This is a genomic window from Arthrobacter sp. UNC362MFTsu5.1 (assembly GCF_000685965.1).
Taxonomy (GTDB): domain Bacteria; phylum Actinomycetota; class Actinomycetes; order Actinomycetales; family Micrococcaceae; genus Arthrobacter.
The window spans coordinates 87616-108417 of sequence record NZ_JMLE01000008.1; the positions used below are offsets into that span (position 1 = coordinate 87616).

The window sequence follows — 20802 nt, forward strand, 5'->3', positions numbered from 1 at the left end:
CCGGCTTACTGCGTCCCTGGCGTCAGCCGGATTCGGCCACGACGTCGTCGGCGTTCTTGTCCAGTCGCCAGCCCCGCCACACCGGGTGCCGCAGCTTCCCGCCGCCGGTCCATTCCCCGAAGGTCACTTCGCCCACCAGTTCGGGACTGACCCAGTGCGCGTCGGAGGCATCGGCGGCAGGGACGTCGGTGAAAGGCGAGGTCTTCCTCGCCAGCGTGTCCATCTGGAGCCGCAGCTCCGTCAGCTCCCGGTCGCTGAATCCGCTGCCCACGCGGCCCACATACCGCAGCGTGCCGCCGTCGGGGATGCCCACCAGCACTGAGCCCACGGAGCTGTTCCGGGACCCCCTGCCGGGGCGCCAGCCGCCCACCACCACTTCCTGGGTGCGCTCGAACTTCAGCTTCAACCAGGACCGGCTGCGGCCGCCGCTGACATAGCGTCCGTCAAGGCGTTTGGCCATGATCCCTTCAAGCCCCAGTTCCCGGGCGCTTTCCAGGATGTGCTCCACATCGTCGTCCAGGACTTCGGACAGGTGCACGGGGCAACCGGACGGCCAATCCAACTGCTCCAGCCGCACCCTGCGCTTCCGGAGAGGCAGCCTGCGGAGGTCCTCGCCGGCGTCGGAGAGCAGGTCGAACACCATCAGCCGGACGGGCGTCCCCGCCCGGGCCCTGGCGACGTCGGCCGCTTTGGTCAGTTTCATCCGCGTCTGCAGCAGCCCGAAATCGGGCCGCCCGGAGGGCCCGACGGCGACGATCTCGCCGTCGGCGGTGAAGTCCTGCTCCGGCCAGCAGGCGCTGTCGGTCAGCTCCGGGTAGCTGGCGGACACGTCGTTCCCGTTCCGGCTGATGAGCCGGATCCGGTCTGCGTCGCGGATGATGAGTGCCCGGACGCCGTCCCATTTCAGTTCGAACTGCCAGTCCAAGCCACGAAGGTCGGCCGGGGTCCCGGCGCTAGCCAGCATTGGCAAGAAAACAGGCGGGGCATCAGATGAAGGCGAGGGTGCGGGCGGCGGCCCGTCCTCCTCCTGTGCTTCTTTCCGGGTGCTTGAGCCGGCAGCAGCGCCTGGCGCTGGCGGGGCAGCGTGCCCCTTGCGGTCCATCAGGTGAATCAGCCACTGCGCTTGTTCCGGCCGTTGGGAGGCGTCGCTGTCCCGGGATGTCCGGATCAGCGCGAACCTCTTGGTACCGCCAAGGCCGCCGCCTTCAGACCCCGTGAGGGTGGCAATGACTTCCTTGCCCGCGATCCATTTGTCGCATTCGTAGTAGCCGTGGTCCCAGATGCTGACGCTCCCGGCGCCGTACTGGCCCTTGGGGATGGTGCCCTCGAAATCGAGGTAGTCCATCGGGTGATCCTCGGTCTGGACCGCGAGGTGGTTCTGCGCCCCGGTGACGGGCACGCCCTTCGGAAGCGCCCAGGACACCAGCACGCCGTCCCGCTCCAGCCGGAAATCAAAGTGCAGCCGGCTGGCATGGTGCTCCTGGATCACAAACCTTTCCCTTATGGTGCCGGCGGCGGGGTCCGCCCGGAGCCGGTCCGCACTGAACGGCTCCGGTGTCCCTTCCGGATCCCGCATCGAGCGGTACTTCTCCAGCCTCGGGTCGGTTCTGCCGCCGTCGGGCGTTCCGCCGCCGCGGTGCCCGCTGGTGCCGTGCCCGCTGGTGCCCTGCCCGCCGGTGCCGTGCCCGTGGCCGCCGGAACCCCCGCCGTCGGGATGGCCCTGCACATGGCCGCCGCCTGCGGAAACCCCTGCGAACGGGTCCTTGCCGTCCTTGACCCGCCGCATAACCTCCTTGTAGTCCAGCTGCCTCAGTGCGGGGGACGCCAGCTCCCGCCAGGTGCGCGGCGCGGCCACGGTGGGCCGGAGCCGGCCGCGGAGTGAGTACGGCACGATGGTGGTCTTGGCAGCGTTGTTCTGGCTCCAGTCCACCAGCACCTTGCCGGTGCGGAGCGCCTTCTTCATGTCGCTGACGGCAAGGTCCGGGTGGTCAGCCTCCAGGGCGCGGGCAAGTTCGTGGGCGAACTCGGAAATCTGCTCCGAGCCCTGTGTGCCGTCGAGGCCGGCATACAGATGGATGCCCTTGCTGCCGCTGGTCACCGGCACAAGGTCCAGGCCGACGTCCTTCAGGATGGCGCGGGCCAGCCGTGCCACTTCGGCGCACTCGGCCAGCCCGGCGCCCTCGCCGGGGTCAAGGTCCAGCACCAGCCGGTCGGGATTCATGGGATTGCCGTGCGGGTCCACGCGCCACTGCGGGACGTGGATTTCCAGCGAGCCCATCTGGGCCAGCCAGACCAGGGTGGCGGCGTCGTTGACCAGCGGGTACTGGTTGGTGCGCTCCTTGTGCCGGATCGAGGCGCGCGGAATCCAGCCGGGCGTGGAGTCCTCCAGGTTCTTCTGGAAAAACATCTCGCCCGGCGCTTCGGCGGTGCCCACCCCGTTCACCCAGCGCTTGCGCGTGGCGGGCCGGTTCACTGCGGCGGGGATCAGGACCGGCGCTACGGCGGTGTAATACGACAGGACGTCGGCTTTGGTGGTTCCCGTCTCCGGGTACATCACCTTGTCCAGGTTGGTGACCACCAGTTCGCGGCCCTGGATCCGGACACGTTCCCTACTGCCGGCCAAAAGTCTTCACCTCCGGGCAACTCTGATGTTCACTTGATCCATGAGAGCCATCTGGAAAGGCGCTATCGCATTTGGGCTGGTCAACGTGCCGGTCAAGGTCTACAGCGCCACGGAGGATCACGACATCGGGCTCCACCAGGTCCACGGCGCCGACGGCGGGCGCATCCGGTACCAGCGCCGCTGTGAAGTCTGCGGCGAGATCGTGGACTATGCGGACATCGACAAGGCCTACGAGGAGGACGGCCGCACGGTGATCCTCACCCGGGACGAGCTCAAGTCCATCCCGGCGGAGAGCAGCCACGAGATCGAGGTGGTCCAGTTCGTCCCGTCCGAGCAGCTCGATCCCATGATGTTCGAGAAGAGCTATTACCTGGAACCGGATTCCAAATCCCCGAAGGCGTACGTCCTCCTCCGCCGGGCGCTGGAGGACACTGACCGTGTGGCCGTGGTCCAGTTCGCCCTCCGGGAGAAGACCCGGCTCGGCGCTTTGCGGATCAAGGACGACGTCCTGGTGCTGCAGTCGCTGCTGTGGGCGGACGAAGTCAGGGAACCGGCTTTCCCCGCCCTGGAAACCACCGTCCGGATCTCCGCCCAGGAACGGGAGATGTCCGCGGCCCTGGTTGACTCCATGGCCGGAGATTTTGAGCCCGGCCAGTTCACCGACGACTACCAGGTGCAGCTCCGCAAACTCATCGACGCGAAGATCGAGCAGGGCGAGTCCCTGGACACGGAAAAGACGTTCGGTGCCGAGGCAGCCGAGACCGGGCAGGGTGAGGTTATCGACCTCATGGAAGCACTCAAGCGAAGCCTGGAAAAGAAGCGGAGCGGCGGCGCGGCCAAGGCTGCGGGCGGATCCGGGGCGGCTGACAGCGACGACGCCGACACTGACGACGCCGACACTGACGAAGCTCCCGTAAAAACCACGCGCGCCAAGGCCTCTACCGCCCGCTCGAAGACGACCGCCGCCAAGACTCCGGCCAGGACGACGGCCACCAAGACGGCCGCTGCCAAGGCTCCCGCCACGACGGCCAGCAAGGCGGCTGCGGCGGAACCTGCGGCCAAGGAACCGGCGAAGAGCAGGCGTAAAAGGGCCTGACTCTGCGGTGCACTGGCCGGTTCGGTAGCCCATTGCTGCCGCGGTCAGGAGTTCCTAAGAGCTGAGATGAGCTCACTTTTCTTCTTGGCAGAGTAACCCTTAAGCCCTATTTCCTTGGCTTTGGCTTTGAGCCGGGCCACCGTCCAATCCTCGTAGTCGCCGGCTTTGCCGCCCTTGCGGCCCACTGCGGAGCGTCCCCTCTGTGCGGCGGCGTTGGAAATCCGGGCGGCCTTTTGTTTCGAGGCGCCGTCCTCGCGCAGTTCCTCGTACAGTTCCGGGTCCTTGAGGCTGGGGTTCTTTTTCTCAGGCATGGTCAGTTCGGATCTGATGGTTCGGCGTCGTCAATGAAAGGGTCCACCCCGGCCGGACGCTGCGGCGAAGGCGTGGGTGCATGCGGCGGCTGCGGGGATGCGTGGTGCAGGTGTGCGTGGTGCGCCGGGGCGTTCGCCGCAAAGCCTGCCTCCTCCTCGGTTTCTTCCACTTCTCCGTGGTCCACGGCAGAACGCCAGGCGCCCGTTTCAATGCCGCGTGATTCGATGAAGTGCTTGAACCGCTTGAGATCGGCACTGATCCGGTGGCTGACCGCGCCCACTGCCGAGCCGGCTTTCTCCACCAGCCCCTCCGGCTCCCACTCCACTGCCACGGTGACCCGGGAGTGCTCCGGCCCGAGGGATTCAAAAGTGACCTCACCGGCGTTGCGCGGCTTGTCCGTGCTGACCCAGGCGATCCGCCGGTCCGGCAGTTGCTCGGTGATCTGCGCGTTGTACTCGCGCCTGACTCCAGCGATGTCCGTCCGGAAATGCAGGGAGGTCTCGTCGATCTGTTCGACGGACTCCACGCCCTTCATGAACTCGGGGAATGATTCGAACTGGGTCCATTGGTTGTAGGCGGTGGACACGGGAACATCCACCTCGATGGTTTCCTGCAGGGTAGCCACTGTCTCATCCTCTTTCAGCCCGGGGTCATGCCCCGAATGGGTCTGTTGAACGGCGTGTCGCCACGTTGTCCACGCTAACGGGGCCGTCAGGCAAAAACAAGGAATGTACTAAGCCGGCTTAGTTAAGCCTGCCGGGAGCTAAACCCGGAGTTAAACAGGGAGCTAAACAGTGAACGAAACCGGGGAGTTAAACGCAGCAGCCGGCCCGTGCGCCGCGTTCCCGTCAAAGGACCGTGGCGCAGCGGGCCGGCCGCTGGTTGCCGTACCGGAAGCGGACTGTACTAGCCCGCCATGCCGCTACTCGGCGTCGTGATCGGTTTCCAGGATCTGGACCAGGTGGTCCAGCGCGGTGTCGGCGCCGTCCCCCTCGGCACGGAGGACCACAACGTCGCCGTGCGAGGCGCCCAGGCTCATGAGGGACAGGATGCTGGCGGCGTCCATGGCCTCGTCAGCCGGTTCGCCCTGGCGGGCAATGGTGATCTCGTGCGGGTACTCGCCGGCTGCCTCGGCAAAGATGGCTGCGGGGCGGGCGTGCAGGCCCACGCGGCTGGCGATGGTGGCGGTGCGTTCGAACATGTGTGCTCCTTGGTGATCAGGTCGAGACAGGTGGTTGGTCAGAATACCGAACCGGGTCAGACAGTTACTGGAACCGGCTCCACGGTATCAACGGACTTGCGGACGGCCCAGCGCTTGAGGGCGATCACTGCCAGGGCGGTGATGACGGTGCCCACGAGGATCGACACAACGAACATCACGAAGTTGTCGATCGCGAAGAAGACGAAGAGGCCGCCGTGCGGTGCCTTCGATCCGACGCCCGCGGCCATCGAGATGGCGCCGGTCACGGCACCGCCGAGCATGCTGGCGGGGATGACGCGGAGCGGATCGGCTGCGGCGAACGGGATGGCTCCTTCGGAAATGAAGGACGCTCCCAGCAGCCAGGCGGCCTTGCCGTTTTCACGCTCGGCCAGGCTGAATCGCTTCTTGTCCAGGACGGTGGAGGCGAGGGCCATGGCCAGCGGCGGAACCATGCCCGAGGCCATGACGGCTGCCATGATCTGCCACGGGGCCTGGTTGTCCAGGGTTGCGGCGCCCAGGCCGGCCACGGCGAACGAGTAGGCAACCTTGTTGACCGGTCCGCCGAGGTCGAAGCACATCATGAGGCCCAGGATGACACCCAGTGCGATGGCGCTGGCGCCGGTGAGGCCGGAGAGCCAGCCGTTCAGGCCCTTGGTGATTGCGACGATCGGAGCACCCAGGATCAGGAACATCAGGCCGGAAGCGACCAGGGAGGCCACCAGCGGGATGATCACCACGGGCATCAGGCCGCGCAGCCAGCGGGCCACCTGGATCTGGCCGATGGAGTGGGCGATGTAGCCGGCCAGGAGGCCGCCCACGATACCGCCGAGGAAGCCTGCACCCATGAACCCTGCCACGGCGCCGGCCACGAAGCCCGGTGCGATGCCCGGGCGGTCGGCGATGCCGTAGGCGATGTAACCGGCCAGGGCGGGGACCAGGAAGCCGAGGGAGAGGGCACCGATCTTGAAGAGCACGGCACCGAGGTAGGCGCCGAGCGGGCCCCAGGCGTTTTCAGGGTATTCGGTGGGCAGGTTGAAGATGCTGTTGTCCACCACAATGACGTCGGCGAACTGGGTGATCAGGTAGCCGCCCATCAGGAAGCCCAGTGCGATCAGCAGACCGCCGCCGGCCACGAACGGAATCATGTAGCTGACGCCCGTGAGGAGCGCCTTCTTCAGCTTCTGGCCGATGTGCTCGCCCTTTTCGGTGGCTTCTGCCTCAGCCTGCTCCTCGGCGCCGAAGTGCGGTACGCGGCGGGCGTTGGGGTTGTCTGCCGCGGCCAGTGCTTCCTGCACCATCTTGTCCGGTTCGTCGATGCCGCGCTTGACGGGTGCGTTGATGACCGGCTTGCCGGCAAAGCGCTCCTTGCCGCGGACGTCCACGTCCACCGCGAAGATCACGGCGTCGGCGGCTGCGATCACTGCGGGGTCCAGCGGCTTGGCGCCGGAGGAGCCCTGGGTTTCCACCTGCAGGTCAACGCCGACTTCCTTGGCTGCGGCAACCAGTGAATCGGCGGCCATGTAGGTGTGGGCGATGCCTGTGGGGCACGCCGTCACGGCCACCAGGCGCTTGGGGCCGCCGGACTTGGCGCCGGTTGCGGCGCCGGCAGACGGTGCGGCCGCTGCGGCTGCTGCTGCGGGCTCGGCAGCGGCGGCCGGCTTGTCGGCCAGGGCGCCCTCGACGAGTTCGACGATATCGGCCTGGGTGGTGGCGGCGCGCAGGGAAGCGGTGAAGTCCTTTTTGATCAGCGAGCGGGCCAGCTTGGACAGGAGCTTCAGGTGCTCCTGGTCCGCGCCTTCGGGGGCTGCGATGAAGAAGATCAGGTCCGCCGGGCCGTCCTTGGCGCCGAAGTCCACGGGCTGGGACAGCCGGGCCATGGCCAGGGTGGGCACCGTCACCGCGGTGGAACGGCAGTGCGGAATGGCAATTCCGCCGGGCACGCCGGTGGCGGTCTTGGATTCGCGGGCAAAGGCGTCCGTGAAGAGGCCTTCGGCTTCGGTGGCGCGTCCGGTGGCGGCAACCCTGCCGGCCAGATGGCGGATCACGTCCTCGGGCGAATTGCCCAGGTTCTGGTCTAGCTCGACCAGATCAGTAGTAATGAGCTGAGTCACTGTCAGTCCTTCCGGAGGGCCGTGATGGTTACGGCATCAGGGGTGGTTTGGTGGACCGCCGGGACTGTGGAGCCCGGCAGGGAGGCGGCAGCGGCACCATGTGCCACGGCCTGACGGAGGCAGTCGGCCGGGGCGGCGCCCTGGCTGGAGGCGAGCAGGTAGCCGGCAAGGGAGGAATCTCCCGCACCGACAGTGCTGACCGCCTTGACCGGCGGGTGCGTGGCCAGCCACGCGCCGTCGGCCGTCACTAGTACCGCACCCTTGGAACCGAGCGTTGCCAGCACGGCACCTACACCGGAACGCACGACGGCGGCGGCGGCTGCCGCGGCAGCCTCCGGATCCGCTTCCAGTTCGTCAGCGGTGGACGCCGTGGCGAAACCGGCTGCGGCAGCCAGTTCAGCCAGTTCTTCGGCGTTGGGCTTGAGGAGGTCCGGCATGCCCGACGCATCGCCCGAGAGGGCGGCGGCGAGGGGCGCGCCGGACGAGTCGACGGCGATGAGCGGAGCCGACTGTGTTGTGCCGTTGCCGGCGCTTGTGGAGCGAAGCCGCCGGGTGACGGTGGCATAAAAGTCGGCCGGGACTCCGGGTGGGAGCGAGCCGGCGAGGACAACCCAGCTGGCACCGCGGGAACGCTCCAGCAGCAGCCCGATCAGGGCTTCCTGCTGCTCTTCGCTCAGTACCGGGCCGGGTTCGTTGATTTTGGTGGTGACGCCGTCCGGCTCCGTGAGCGCCACGTTGGTGCGCAACGGTTCGTGGATGGCGAGGGCTGCGAAGGGGACGCCGCCTTCACGAAGTCCCGCCAGGACCGGATCGGAGTCGCCGCCGGGGAGGACGGCCACGGTTTCCAGTCCGGAGGCCACCAGGGCGCGGGAGACGTTGACGCCTTTCCCGCCGGACTCCTGGCGGACGGAGACGGCCCGCTGTACTTCGCCGCGGAGCAGCGGCGAGGGCAGGGCTACGGTGCGGTCGAGGCTCGGGTTCGCGGTGAGGGTGACAATCACGCGATCACCACGTCCACGCCGGCGTCAGCAAGCGCCGCCGCCAGTTCCGGGCTGGGTTCACTGTCTGTAATCAAGGTGTCCAGATCTTTCAACGAGGCGAACTGGACCAGCGTTTCGGCATCCAGCTTGGACGAATCGGCCAGCACCACAATGCGGCGTGCCGATTGGACGAAGGCCGCTTTGACGGCGGCTTCTTCAGGATCGGGGGTGCTCAGCCCGAAGGCCGAGTGGATTCCGTTGGCGCCGATGAAGGCGATGTCCGGACGGATTCGATGGGCCGCGTCCACGGTGGACTGGCCCACGGCAGCCTGGGTGAGGCCGCGGACCCGGCCGCCCAGCAGGTGGAGGGCGATTCCCGGCTCACCGGCGAGCTTGGCGGCGATGGGGATCGCGTGGGTGATGACCACGAGTTCGTTCTCCGCGCCGGAGTCGGGGGCGGCCGAGGGGTCGGACAGGCGCAGGGCGATCAGGTCGGCCAGCGCTTCAGTGGTTGAGCCGGCGTCCACCAGGATGCTGCCTGCCGGATTTTGCGGAATGAAAGCAAGGGCGGCCTCGGCGATGCGCAGCTTTTCCGGCTGCCGCTGCACGGTCCGTTCCAGGATGCTTTCCTCGGTGGTGCTGATCCGGTCCGGGGCGACGGCGCCGCCATGGACCCGGCGTACCGTACCGGCGGCTTCCAGTGCAGCGAGGTCGCGCCGGACGGTTTCGGTGGTGATGTTGAAGCGCTCGGCAAGCGCAGTGACGCTGGCCCGGCCGCTTTCGGCGACTAGACCCGCGATCAGCTGTTGGCGCTCCTCGGCGAACACTTACCCTCCATTGCGTAAATACTGCTGGTATTCCTGGTGCTGGCTGGTGCGACCGGCTTCCGTGACTGCCATCACACGATGTTGAATTGCTTGACTTTATCTTTGTTCCTGTTGGTTTGTCAATGAAAACAACACGAACGCAGATTCCGGTGTGGCGTTAGACGGCGAAAGCCGGGCCCGACCGTGTTGGTCTGGCCCGGCTCCCGGGATACTCATGGTGCGGTTCGCCTGTGTCCGTGAACAACTTCCCGCGGACGGAGGCGACCGGAAGGTCATGGCTAGAGGCTGCCGTCCCGGCTCTCATTGCGGACAATCCGCTCGCCCGTGTTCGGGTCCACCACCGAACGGGTTTCGCTCACCCGCCGGGTGCGCCCCGGCGAGGCCAGCACAAGCGATGCGATCAGGCCGATAACGCCGACGGCCATGAGGATATACCCGATCAGGGTCTGGTCTACATAGGGGATGAGGCCGGGGGTGATGGCCCAGGCCAAGATGGCACCGATGGCGATAAGGAAAATGGAGGAACCGATTCTCATGACTTGCTCCTAGCTGTCCGGGGGACCTGCGGGCAAAAAGACGTGCGGCAAACTTGATCAGCATGCTGTCTAGCGACAGGCTACAGCCCGTTTCCCGCTGTTTCAATGAACCCGAAGGCGCGCGCCGGAGCCGTGTCACAGTCGTTATTTACCGGGATGTTGCCTGCGGAGGGAAGTAACACCGGCGGCCGGACGTGTGCCGCGCGTACTGTGGATTGCGCACGCGGAACACAGCGCGCAGCGTCCACAGACCCCAGGAGCAGTGTTACCCATGTCTGAACAAGTCCCCGCGGTAGTAGTCACCGGCCTGGGAGCAGTGACCCCCGTCGGCTCGACCGCCGGCGAAACATGGGACGCGCTCCTGGCCGGACGTTCCGGGATTGTGGCCCTTGACGACGGCTGGTCAGAGGGGCTCCCCGTACGCATCGCCGGACGCGTTTCGGTGGACGTTCAGTCACTGCTGTCCACTTTGGAATACAAAAGGATGGACCGCTGCGGCCACCTGGCACTTATCGCCGCGCGCGAGGCCTGGGCGCACGCCGGCCGGCCGGAGGTTGACCCGGAACGGCTCGCCGTCGTGATCGGTTCCGGCTATGGGGGCCTGGACACCACCCTTGAGCAGACCCGGACCCTGGACGGGAAGGGGCCCCGCCGGGTCTCCCCGCACACGCTGACCCGGATCATGGTGAACGGACCTTCGGCGTGGGTCTCCATTGACGTCGGAGCCCGCGGCGGGGCGCGGACTCCCGTCAGCGCCTGCGCCTCCGGGGCCGAAGCGATCTCGCAGGCGGCCGACATGATCCGCAGCGGGGCTGCCGACGTGGTGATCGCCGGCGGAGTGGACTCCTGCATCAACGGCCTGACCATCAGCGGGTTCTCGCAGATCAGGGCCCTCTCCACCCGCAACGACAGCCCGCAGGCCGCCTCCCGGCCCTTCGACCGGGACCGCGACGGCTTCGTCATGGCCGAGGGCGCCGGGATCGTGGTGCTGGAGAGCGGGGACCACGCCCGTTCCCGCGGGGCAGAAGTGCTCGGCGTGATCGCAGGCAGCGCCGTCACCTCCGACGCCGTGGACATCGTGGCGGCCGATCCCGCCATGCAGCGCCGCGTCCTGCAGAAAGCCATTGCCGCGGCCGGACTCACCGGGGCGGACATCGGCTTCGTGCACGCCCACGCCACGTCCACTCCCGTGGGGGACCGGCTCGAAGCGGAAGCCATCGGCGCCGTCGTCGGACTTTCCGTTCCCGTCACGTCCACGAAAAGCCTCACGGGGCACCTGCTGGGCGGGGCCGGGGCGCTCGGCGCCATCGTCACCATCCAGGCGCTGCGTACCGGCGCCATCCCGGGGACCCTCAACCTCGACAACCCGGACCCGGACATCCACCTGAACATCGTTTCGGAGACAACCACGGGGCCGGCCGGGAAGGCCGGCATTGCCAACGCCTTCGGATTCGGCGGCCACAGCGCTTCGCTGGTGATCACCGCAGGCTGAGGCCTGCCGCCGGGACCGCCGGCGGAAAGTTAGGCTGTTGCGATGGAGACAGTCGTATGGTCCAGGCCGGAGAACCAGCGCGCCGGCACGCCGCTGCTGGTGATGATGCACGGCTACGGCACGGACGAAGTGCGCATGTCGGACCTGTTCGGACAGCTGCCGCCCGAGTTCACCTGTGCCGCCCTGCGCGCGCCCAAAGTGATCGGCGATGACTACGGCTGGTTCCTGCTGGACTATTTCCTGACCCATGACTTCGCCGACGTCATTTCGGTCAGCAACAAGGTGTTCGACTGGATCAACTCCGTCAAGGCGCAGCACAGCAGCGTGAGCCTGCTGGGATTCTCGCAGGGCATGGCCATGGCCAGCACGCTGCTGCGGCTCCGGCCCCACGACTTCCGGGCTGTGGTGGGGTTGTCCGGATTCGTCCTGGACAACGAACTGCTGGCCATGAGCGAATCGTTCGACGCCAAGCCGCCGTTCTTTTGGGGCCGGGACAAGGCCGACCTGGTGATCAATGACGACGCCGTGGAGCACACCGCTGATTGGCTGAACCGGAACACGCAGCTGACGGCGCGCACCTACCCGGGCATGGGGCACACCATTTCCAAGGCGGAGATGGTGGATGTGAGCGCCTTCCTGCGCCACTACGTCCTGCGCTGAGGGACCAAGCGCGCGCGTCGTTTCCCTCGGAAGCCCGAAATAATCCGCACCCGCAGGTAAAACCAGTTGCGCGCTAAATTTGTAAGCGCTTACACTCTTCTTCGGCCATGTATCGGGCCCACGACTTCCGAAGAAGAAAGGGCTGAGCCCGTGTTGCATGGCTAAAGCACCGCGCGTGACCATCCAGGACGTTGCCGCATTGTCGGGGCTGTCCATCTGTACCGTTTCCCGTGCGCTGCGCGGGCTGCCCAACGTTTCGGACACTGCCCAGCTGAAAGTGGCGGACGCCGCCACCAAACTCGGCTACAGGGCCTCATCGGCGGCATCGCGCCTGGCCGGCGGCACCACCGGGTCCGTGGCCATCATCGCGCCCACTGCCACGGCGTGGTTTTTCACCCAGGCCGTGGAGGCTGCCGAGGAAGTCTTCGCTGACAGCGGCTTCGACACCATGCTGATCAGCCTGCGCAACACCCCCAGCGTGCACCGCAAGGTCTTCGGCGACCTTGACGCGTTGTCGCAGCGTGTGGACGGGGTGCTGCTGCTGAACATTGCCCTCAGCAGCTGCGAAATCGATGCGCTGGCGTCCTCCGGGCTGGCCGTGGCCAGCGTGGGCATGCATAACGTTCCCTGGGACAACGTGGGAATCGACAACGAGGACGCGGCCTGGAAGGCTACCGACCACCTCCTGGGCCTCGGACACTGGGACCTGGCCATTCTCTCCGGCCGTGAATCGGGGGAGCGCTCGGTGGTCACGGCCACGGACCGCCTCAACGGATTCCGGCGGGCGCTGGCCGAACACCACCTGACCGTGGACCCGGACCTGGTGATGGACGCCGGGTCGAGCATCGAGGGCGGCCGCCGGGCCATGACCGAGCTCATCGAAAACCGCAGGATGCCCTCCGCGATTTTCGCCGGCTGCGACGAAACTGCCTTCGGCGCACTCATGGCCCTGCGCGAGCTCGGTTTGTCAGCGCCGAAAAACGTGTCCATCATAGGTATAGACGATCATCAGATGAGTTGGTTCCTGGGGCTGAGCACCGTAGCGCAGCCGGTAGCCGATCAGGGCGCCTTCGCAGCCAACCTGCTGATCGAAGGACTCCAACGTCCGGGGCCGTTGAACGCCCCCGCCAGCCACGTGCTGGACACCAAGCTGATTGAACGCAAGAGCACGCGCCGGAAGCGTTGAGCGCACGCACCGAGCCACCCATCACCGAATAGTGCACTGCCGCACTTCTGCACCAAGCCCCGTTGAATCAAGCGATTCCCGCCGCCCCAAAAACCTGCAGCATCCACGCACGTCCCCCTGCACGCCGTCTGAAAGGACACCGAGTACCGCATGACTGAGCTTTCAAACAGCACCACCGTCCACGGATGGACCGGCGCCTCCGCCATCCTCTTCGACCTCGACGGCGTGCTCACGCCCACGGCGATCGTCCACGAGCGCGCCTGGCAGGAGCTTTTCGACGGCTTCCTGCAGGACGTTCCGGAGGCGGACAGCTACCGCGAAAGCGACTACTTCGACCATATCGACGGCAAGCCCAGGTTCGACGGCGTCCGGGACTTCCTCGCCTCGCGCAGCATCGTGCTGCCCGAAGGCCCCTCGGACGACGACCCCGCCAACGACACGGTCCATGGCCTCGGCAACCGCAAGAACAAGGTTTTCAACGACATCGTCGAAGCCGGCGGCGTGGCCCCGTACGAGGGCTCGGTGCGCTTCCTGGAAGCAGCACAGGCGCTGGGACTCAAGGTCGCCGTCGTCTCTTCCTCCCGGAACGCACCGGCGGTGCTGCAGGCCGCGGGACTGGCGCACCACTTCCCTGTAGTGGTGGACGGCGTCGTCGCGGCTGCTGCCGGCCTGCCCGGCAAGCCCAGCCCGGCCACCTACGAGTACGCGGCGCAGCTGCTGGACCTCCCCAGCGCGGAATGCGTTGTGGTTGAGGACGCCGTGTCCGGGGTCCAGGCCGGAAGCGCCGGCACCTTCCATTCGGTGATCGGAGTGGACCGCGGAGCCGGCCGGCAGACGCTGCTGGACGCCGGCGCCACGCTGGTGGTCGAGGACCTGAACGAACTCCTCTAGCCCCGCCGCACCAACCTCCCAACCTGCACAACGCCAAAAGGAACCCCAACAGCCATGGCACTCATCACCTCTGACCGTGCTCGTTTTCCGAACGATCCCTGGCAGCTCGTGGAAACCGTCCACCTTCCCGGAAACTCCGGAACCCTGGAAACCCTCTTCAGCCTGGGCAACGGCCATCTCGGCATCCGCGGCGCCCACTGGGCCGCGGCGGACGCCGACCTGCCCGGCAGCTTCATCAACGGCTTCCACGAGACCTGGGACATCAAGCACGCAGAGAATGCCTTCGGCTTCGCCCGTACCGGCCAGCGGATCCTCTACATCCCGGACGTCAACAACTTCACCGTGATCATCGACGGCGAAACGCTGACCCTGAGCGAATCGACAGTGCTGGACTACCGCCGGTCCGTCGACTTCGCCACCGGAATCTACGAATGCCGGATCACTTGGCAGTGCCGTTCAGGTGCCACCGTGACCACCACGGAGCGCCGGGCGGTGGGTTACCAGTCCCGCGGCACCCTGGGCATCAGCCTCGAAGTGGCCGCGGACCGTGACATCTACGCGGATGTGACGTCCTCCGTGATCAACCGCCAGGACCAGCCCGTGGAGGACCACTCCACCCACGATCCGCGCCGCGCCGGACGGCACGCCGGCCGCGTCCTGCTGCCGGTAAGGCTCGACGGCGGGGACGGCTCGCTCCGCCTTTCCTGGGAAGCCGCCGACTCCCGGCAGCGTGTGGGCCTGGCCGTGGACCACTGGACCTCGGCCGAGGTCCAGCCGTTCGAGACCCTGGTGGACCAGGACGACAGCAGCGTCCGGTATGTCCTCGCTGTGGGAGCCGACCAGCCCTTCCGCCTTGAGAAGACCGCCAGCTACGCCGTGGCGCGGGCCTTCCGCGAGGGCGCCGTGGACGGCGGGTCCGCGCAGGACCCCTCGGAAGCGGCGGAGAACGCGCTTCAGCCCGTCAATGCCATCTTCGCCGAAAGCGAAGCGCACTACCGCGATTACTGGGCCACCTCGGACATTGTGGTGGGCGGCCAGCCCGAACTGCAGCAGGCCATCCGCTGGAACCTCTTCCAGCTGGCCCAGGCCACCGCCCGCGCGGACGTCGCCGGCATCCCGGCCAAGGGCGTCACGGGCTCCGGCTACGATGGCCACTACTTCTGGGACCAGGAGGTGTACCTGCTTCCGTACCTGACATACACCAGCCCGGACAACGCGCGCCAGGTCCTGGAGTTCCGGCATGAGATGCTGCCGGACGCCAAGGTCCGCGCCAAGGAACTGAGCGTTGACGGGGCACTGTTCCCGTGGCGCACCATCAACGGGCTCGAAGCCAGCGCCTACTACGCCGCCGGCACCGCGCAGTTCCACATCGCCGCCGCCGTCGCCTTCGCCGCCAACAGGTACATGTGGGCCAGCGGCGACGAGGACTTCAAGCACGGCATGGGCGCGGAGCTGCTGATCGAAACCGCCCGGATGTGGGTCTCCCTCGGCTTCTTCGGCAAGGACGGGCTGTTCCACATCCACGGCGTCACGGGCCCGGATGAGTACACGGCCGTGGTGAACGACAACCTCTACACAAACGTCATGGCCAGGTTCAACCTGCGCACCGCAGCGGCCCTGGACCACCCGGAAATCGACGACGCCGAACGCGAACTCTGGGAGCAGGCTGCCATCCGGATGCAGCTGCCCTACGACGAGGACCTCGAGGTGTATTCGCAGGACAACGACTTCATGACCCTGGAGCCGTGGGACTGGAGCACGCCAAGGTCGAAGTACCCGCTGCTGCTGAACTTCCACCCGCTGGTGATCTACCGCCACCAGGTCCTCAAGCAGGCGGACACCGTGCTGGCGATGTTCCTGCAGTGGCAGGACTTCACGGCCGACGAAAAGCGGCGCGCGTTCGACTTCTACGATCCGATCACCACCGGCGACTCCACCCTGTCCGCCTGCGTCCAGGGAATCATGGCTGCTGAGGTGGGCTACGAGAAGGCCGCGCTGGACCACTTCACCCATGCGGCGTACATCGACCTCGACGACACCCACGGCAACACCATCGACGGCGTGCACATCGCCTCCACCGGCGGTGTGTGGAGTTCGCTGGTCAGCGGCTTTGCGGGGCTCCGGGACCAGGGCGACGTTCCGTTCTTCGACCCGAGGCTGCCCGACGAATGGGAGGGCCTGACCTTCCACCTGAAGGTGCGCGGCCGCCTGCTGTTCGTGGAGCTGGGCCAGGGATCCATCGGCCTCAGCATCCGCGAGGGCGAACCACTGGACGTCAACGTCCGCGGCGAACTGCTCACGGTGGGCCAAAACGTTGCCCGGGTGCCGCTGGCCCCGGTCGGCGCGCCGGAGCCCACCATCTTCCCGAGCGGACTTCCGACGGCGTCCATCCCGATCGTGCGCGCCCGCACCTAAGCGCGCAGTATTCCCAACAGCAGTAGTTCCAACAGCAGTAGTCCCAACAGACGGGCGGGATCAACCGAACGGTTGATCCCGCCGTCGTGCTTCGGCGAAAGACTGGGGGAGTGAAAAAACTCTTCCATGCCTCGTTTGCCTATGCCATCGCCGGAGTCCTCTCCGGCCTCTACTATCGGGAACTCACCAAGGTCAACGGCTTCACCGGCGACTCCCAGCTGGGCCTGGTGCACACGCACTGGCTGGTGCTGGGCTTCATCGTTTTGCTGCTGGTGCTCGGGCTGGAGAAGGTCTTCGCAATCTCCGCTGCGGCGCCGAGGCTGTTCGCCTGGTTCTTCTGGATCTGGAACGCCGGCGTGGTGGTCACCGGCGGGATGATGCTGGTCAAGGGGACGCTGGTCGTGGCAGGTTTGGATGCCAGCTCCAAAGCGCTCGCTGGGATCGCCGGCACCGGCCACATGCTGCTCACCGCAGGCCTGGTGCTGCTCTTCCTGGCCCTGCGGAAGGCGTTGACGGCGGCGGCCACTGACGCCCCGTCGGCGGTGCCGCCGCTGCCTGTGGCCGCCAAGGCGTAGCAGCCGCGGGGCGCGGCAAGCTACCGAGACGGCAGCCGCGGGGCGCGGCGGCCGGGGCGCGGCTGCCTACGGGCTGTCCACGGTTTCCCGGTCCCCGGCGCTGCGGTCCAGCGGGTGGGCCAGCTCATCGGCCGGCATCCTGGCCACCACCAATGCCACCACGGCCATGACGGGGCAGACGCCGCCGGCCACCAGGAAAATCACCCACGTGGGCACCACGGCCGCAGCGGGTCCGGCCAGTGCCATGGAGACGGGCATCAGGGCCAGGGACACGAAGAAGTCCAGGCTGGACACGCGGCCCAGCAGGTGGGCAGGAACCCGGCGCTGCAGGAGCGTCCCCCAGATCACCATGCCGATCCCTCCCGTGGCGCCGAAGATGAACAACGCCGCAGCGACCATCCAGAAGCTGTCCATGATCCCGACGGCGGCAAGCGGCAGGCTGCCGGCGCCCCACGACACCATCATCACCGTGAGGTAGCGGCGCGGCAGAGCGAAGGACGCCGTGGCCAGCGACGCGGCCGCACCGCCCACGCCCATCACGGCCAGCAGGAAACCGAACATGCGCGAGTCGCCGCCCAGCTGGTCGCGGACCACGAACGGCATCAGCACCTCGATAGGGCCGATCAGGAACAGCACCGAGATGCAGGCCCACAGCAGCGTCCACAACAGCCAGGGCGTCCTGGCCGTGTAGCTGACGCCCTCACGGAGGTCGTGGAAGAAGGATGTTTTGGCGCGTTCGACGGCGGTGCCGCCCGCGGTGCCCGGCGCATCAAGGGCGTGCTGGCCGAGGAAGTTGAGGATGATGAACGCGAGGAGGTGGCATGCCGCCACACCCGTGACTGCGTGCGAGGGGGATAACGCGGCCACCAGGATGCCGGCCACGGCAGGACCGGCCGCCTGCTGCAGGATGGGCCGCAGGGTCCCCTCCATGCCGTTGGCCGCGAGCAGGTCTTCCGGCGGCAGGATCCTGGGCAGGATGGCCGAATAGGCCGGAAAGAAGAACGCCGCACCCACACCGAGCACGAACGCGCCTACGGCCAGGTGCCACAACTGCAGCCACCCCGCCAGGGCAAGCCCGCTGATGGCCGCGATCACAGCGAGGTTGGTGCCTTCCACCGCGATGATCAAAAGCCGCTGCGGCACCCGGTCGGCGGCGATCCCGCCTGCCAGGACGAACGCCACCAGTCCCACGCTGCCCGCAGTGGCAACGAGGGACAGCTCAAGCGGACCGCCGCCCAGGTGGATCACCTGGTACACCATGCCCACAGCCCACATTCCGGAACCGAAAATGGAGACGGCCAACGCGGCGATCAGCACCCGGTACTCCCGGTGCACAAAGGGCCGCAGGGCTCTGGGGGTGGGCATAAGGCTAGTCTAGGCCCGCCCATCCGGCCGCGCCGCAGCTGCCGCCAACCCCTGCAGGGCTAGGCTCTGCGTATGGGGAACAGTCCGGCAGGCGCATCACGCCGCAGCATGGCATTCATCGGCAGCAACCCGGGCCTGGCGCTGCACCCGGTGAACCCGGACGGCGTCCACATCCCCGGTGAACCCGCCAGCTGCTTCGCCTCCTTCTGGATGGCCGAATGGTCCAAGTGGGGCAGCGGCAACGCCCTCCTGGTGGCCACCCGCCAGGGCTGGCGCAGCTACGGCCCCAACGGCTACTTCGCCGAAACCCTGGCCAACGAACTCACCCGCTACTTTCCGGAGGCAGCCAGGTTCCCGCTGGCGGAAATCACGCACACCCAGGACGAGTTCGACGTCGAACTGGACGTGGACCGCGGCTTCCGGGCCGTGGGGCGCAAGGCGGAGCTCGAAATCAGCGGTGTCCTGGACCGCCGCCAGTTCTCGGCGCCCGACTTCCAGCTCGGCGGCACCAGCGCGGCCCTGACGAATGTCTACCTTCCGTGCAGCACCGGACGGCTGGCCGAATTCGGCGTGGAATGGCCCGGCTCACCGACCGTGTACCCCGGGCCCCGGGGGCCGTCGTCGTCAGCGTACATAGCGGTGGCCGAATCCTGGGTGATGTAGCAAGGTGGCTTAGTGTTAAGGGAGAGCGACAGCCACAAGCTGTCGTTGCCCGGCAGCAGTCACGGTTCCGTACCGCGGTTGCGGACCACCGCCGGCGGCTTGTTCCCGTTCCAGGAAAGGTGACGATGGCCATGCGAAAGAACCCGGCAATGCGAATTGCACAAAAAACCGCGCACAAGGCGGTGTTCGACTCCCAAGGCAAGCCCAAGCCCGGATTGCACGGCATGCTGCTGCGGGCGGTCGAAGTCCAGCGCCCGCTGGTGCTTGCCAACCTCCGGCGGCTCCAGCGCAGGCACCCGCGCGCCACGGCGGCGCAGCTCGCGGACAAGCTGGAACGCGACTACCTGCTGGCTGTGACCGGCGGCGGCGCACTCGTCGGCGGCTCCGCCGTCATCCCCGGCGTCGGCACCGTGGCCGCCCTGGGCCTCTCCGCCGCAGCCACCGTCGGCTTCCTCGAAGCCACCGCGCTGTACGCAACATCCCTGGCCGAGCTCCACGGCATCCGCATGGTGGACCCCGAGAAAGCCGGCACGCTGGTCATGGCCATCATGCTGGGCGAGGAAGGTACCGCGCTCCTCGGTAGCCTCAGCGGCCAGGCTGCCGGCCGCGGCAAGGGCCCCACGGACGCCTGGGGTTCAGCGTTCGCCCGCAAGACATCGTTCCCCGGCTTCGGCTCGGTGCGGGACCGGATTCAGCGTGCGTTCCTCCGCAATTTGCTGCAGCGGCAAGGGACGGCGCTGCTGGGCCGGGCCCTGCCGTTCGGCGTCGGCGCCGTGGTGGGAGGCGTGGGCAACCGCGTGATGGGACGCGCCGTCGTCGCAAGCGCCAAGGAAGCTTTCGGGCCCATGCCGGACACCATCCCCGGCGAACTGACGCCCGGGGCTGCCGGCGCGGGCACCACCGGCGGTGTCGGATCCCCGGCCGCCCTGGACGCCAGCACCAATACCCCCGGCACCACAACCGGCGGAGACTCAACATTGAAAGGTGGATTCATTGGATCTGAACGCTGACCTGGGGGAGTCCTTCGGGACCTGGACCATGGGGGACGATGCCGCCATGTTCCCGCTCATCACCAGCGCCAGCGTGGCCTGCGGCCTGCACGCCGGGGACCCCGTCACCATGCTGGACACCTGCCGTGCGGCCTTTGAGCTGGACGTCAGGGTGGGCGCGCATGTCGGGTATCCCGACCTGCCCGGGTTTGGCCTCCGGTCCATTGACATGACCTTCGACGACCTCTTCGGGGCCGTGCTGTACCAGCTCGGCGCGCTCGACGGCGTGGCGCACGCCGTCGGGGCATCCGTTGACTACGTCAAAGTCCACGGCGCACTGTACGACCGCACAGTGCACGACGCCGAACAGGCCTCGGCCGTGATCGCCGCCATCCAGGCCTACGATCCCGGGCTGCCGATCCTGGGCCTGCAGGGGTCGGCACTCCTGTCCTTTGCCGCCGAGGCGGGCCACCCCGTGTTCCATGAAGCCTTCGCGGACCGCGCCTACCTGCCGGACGGATCGCTGGTGCCGCGCTCAGCGGACGGTGCGCTCCTGGTCGACGCCGGGGAGATCGCCGAACGCGCGGTCCGGCTGGCCATTCACGGCGAAGTGGAGGCCGTGGACGGCACCGTGGTCCGGCTGCAGCCGCACTCGCTGTGCCTCCACGGCGACACCCCCGGTTCGGTGGAGACGGCGGCCGCCGTCCGCAGGGCCCTGGAAGCCGCCGGCGTGGAGCTCGAACCCTTCGCCTAGCCCTCAGACCAACTAAGCGCGAACGGACACTTGCGGCCCTCCCTGAAGCGCGAACGGACACTTGCGGTCCCGTCGGGCGCTCGGGGGCGGGGGCTTATGTGTCCGTTCGCGCTACCAACCGGTGCT

General features: G+C 67.4%; 19 protein-coding genes. 10 read left to right on the forward strand and 9 right to left on the reverse strand.

Annotated features, from left to right (window positions below; translation table 11 throughout):
- Window positions 1–22: 22 nt before the first annotated feature.
- Complete coding sequence (locus BS38_RS0109715; protein ID WP_028270622.1) at window positions 23–2623, reverse strand: ATP-dependent DNA ligase; 2601 nt, start codon at window positions 2621–2623, stop codon at window positions 23–25.
- A gap of 40 nt (window positions 2624–2663) precedes the next feature.
- On the opposite strand from BS38_RS0109715, the gene ku reads away from it, so the two are divergent.
- Window positions 2664–3719: a non-homologous end joining protein Ku gene (ku, locus tag BS38_RS0109720; protein ID WP_028270623.1), complete on the forward strand. Its 1056-nt coding sequence runs from the start codon at window positions 2664–2666 to the stop codon at window positions 3717–3719.
- 44 nt (window positions 3720–3763) lie between these two features.
- Here ku and BS38_RS0109725 read toward each other — a convergent pair whose 3' ends face one another.
- From BS38_RS0109725 to BS38_RS0109755, 7 genes are all read right to left on the reverse strand, one after another.
- On the reverse strand, window positions 3764–4030 hold the full coding sequence (locus tag BS38_RS0109725) for a DUF7218 family protein (protein ID WP_028270624.1): 267 nt from the start codon (window positions 4028–4030) through the stop codon (window positions 3764–3766).
- Between the two features lie 2 nt (window positions 4031–4032).
- Window positions 4033–4656: an SRPBCC family protein gene (locus BS38_RS0109730; RefSeq protein ID WP_028270625.1), complete on the reverse strand. Its 624-nt coding sequence runs from the start codon at window positions 4654–4656 to the stop codon at window positions 4033–4035.
- A 297-nt stretch (window positions 4657–4953) separates the two neighbouring features.
- A complete protein-coding gene (locus BS38_RS0109735; protein WP_028270626.1) occupies window positions 4954–5232 on the reverse strand; it encodes an HPr family phosphocarrier protein in 279 nt (92 codons plus the stop codon).
- A gap of 56 nt (window positions 5233–5288) precedes the next feature.
- Window positions 5289–7343 carry a PTS fructose transporter subunit IIABC gene (locus tag BS38_RS0109740; protein WP_028270627.1) on the reverse strand — a complete coding sequence of 685 codons (2055 nt, stop codon included), beginning with the start codon at window positions 7341–7343 and terminating at the stop codon, window positions 5289–5291.
- A gap of 2 nt (window positions 7344–7345) precedes the next feature.
- Window positions 7346–8344 carry a 1-phosphofructokinase family hexose kinase gene (locus tag BS38_RS0109745; protein WP_028270628.1) on the reverse strand — a complete coding sequence of 333 codons (999 nt, stop codon included), beginning with the start codon at window positions 8342–8344 and terminating at the stop codon, window positions 7346–7348.
- The gene (locus tag BS38_RS0109750) at window positions 8341–9150 is read right to left on the reverse strand and encodes a DeoR/GlpR family DNA-binding transcription regulator (RefSeq protein ID WP_028270629.1); all 810 of its coding nucleotides are present in this window, start codon (window positions 9148–9150) and stop codon (window positions 8341–8343) included. Before BS38_RS0109750 ends, BS38_RS0109745 begins: the two co-directional genes overlap by 4 nt.
- Before the next feature lie 278 nt (window positions 9151–9428).
- Window positions 9429–9686 carry a DUF6458 family protein gene (locus tag BS38_RS0109755; protein WP_028270630.1) on the reverse strand — a complete coding sequence of 86 codons (258 nt, stop codon included), beginning with the start codon at window positions 9684–9686 and terminating at the stop codon, window positions 9429–9431.
- A gap of 271 nt (window positions 9687–9957) precedes the next feature.
- Between BS38_RS0109755 and BS38_RS0109760 the strand changes: the two genes are divergently transcribed.
- From BS38_RS0109760 to BS38_RS0109785, 6 genes are all read left to right on the forward strand, one after another.
- A complete protein-coding gene (locus tag BS38_RS0109760) occupies window positions 9958–11178 on the forward strand; it encodes a beta-ketoacyl-[acyl-carrier-protein] synthase family protein (RefSeq protein WP_028270631.1) in 1221 nt (406 codons plus the stop codon).
- A 42-nt stretch (window positions 11179–11220) separates the two neighbouring features.
- Entirely contained in the window at window positions 11221–11838 is a 618-nt protein-coding gene (locus tag BS38_RS0109765) for an alpha/beta hydrolase (protein ID WP_028270632.1), read from the forward strand.
- A gap of 157 nt (window positions 11839–11995) precedes the next feature.
- The gene (locus tag BS38_RS0109770) at window positions 11996–13024 is read left to right on the forward strand and encodes a LacI family DNA-binding transcriptional regulator (protein ID WP_028270633.1); all 1029 of its coding nucleotides are present in this window, start codon (window positions 11996–11998) and stop codon (window positions 13022–13024) included.
- A 150-nt stretch (window positions 13025–13174) separates the two neighbouring features.
- A complete protein-coding gene (locus tag BS38_RS0109775) occupies window positions 13175–13915 on the forward strand; it encodes an HAD family hydrolase (RefSeq protein WP_028270634.1) in 741 nt (246 codons plus the stop codon).
- 54 nt (window positions 13916–13969) lie between these two features.
- On the forward strand, window positions 13970–16330 hold the full coding sequence (locus BS38_RS0109780) for a glycoside hydrolase family 65 protein (protein ID WP_028270635.1): 2361 nt from the start codon (window positions 13970–13972) through the stop codon (window positions 16328–16330).
- A 110-nt stretch (window positions 16331–16440) separates the two neighbouring features.
- Window positions 16441–16905: a DUF2871 domain-containing protein gene (locus BS38_RS0109785; protein ID WP_043438261.1), complete on the forward strand. Its 465-nt coding sequence runs from the start codon at window positions 16441–16443 to the stop codon at window positions 16903–16905.
- A gap of 66 nt (window positions 16906–16971) precedes the next feature.
- Here the strand turns inward: BS38_RS0109785 and BS38_RS0109790 are convergent, their stop codons facing one another.
- Window positions 16972–18270 (reverse strand): MFS transporter, encoded by a 1299-nt coding sequence (locus BS38_RS0109790; protein ID WP_028270637.1) that lies wholly within the window; start codon window positions 18268–18270, stop codon window positions 16972–16974.
- A 72-nt stretch (window positions 18271–18342) separates the two neighbouring features.
- On the opposite strand from BS38_RS0109790, the gene BS38_RS0109795 reads away from it, so the two are divergent.
- The 3 genes from BS38_RS0109795 to BS38_RS0109805 all read left to right on the forward strand — a co-directional run bounded on the left by BS38_RS0109795 (window position 18343) and on the right by BS38_RS0109805 (window position 20676).
- Window positions 18343–18933 (forward strand): hypothetical protein, encoded by a 591-nt coding sequence (locus BS38_RS0109795; protein ID WP_028270638.1) that lies wholly within the window; start codon window positions 18343–18345, stop codon window positions 18931–18933.
- A gap of 125 nt (window positions 18934–19058) precedes the next feature.
- Window positions 19059–19943, forward strand: a complete 885-nt coding sequence (locus BS38_RS24855; protein ID WP_043438265.1) for a hypothetical protein — start codon at window positions 19059–19061, stop codon at window positions 19941–19943.
- Window positions 19927–20676 carry a LamB/YcsF family protein gene (locus tag BS38_RS0109805; protein ID WP_028270639.1) on the forward strand — a complete coding sequence of 250 codons (750 nt, stop codon included), beginning with the start codon at window positions 19927–19929 and terminating at the stop codon, window positions 20674–20676. The genes BS38_RS24855 and BS38_RS0109805 overlap by 17 nt, the downstream gene beginning before the upstream one ends.
- The last annotated feature ends 126 nt before the right edge of the window (window positions 20677–20802 follow it).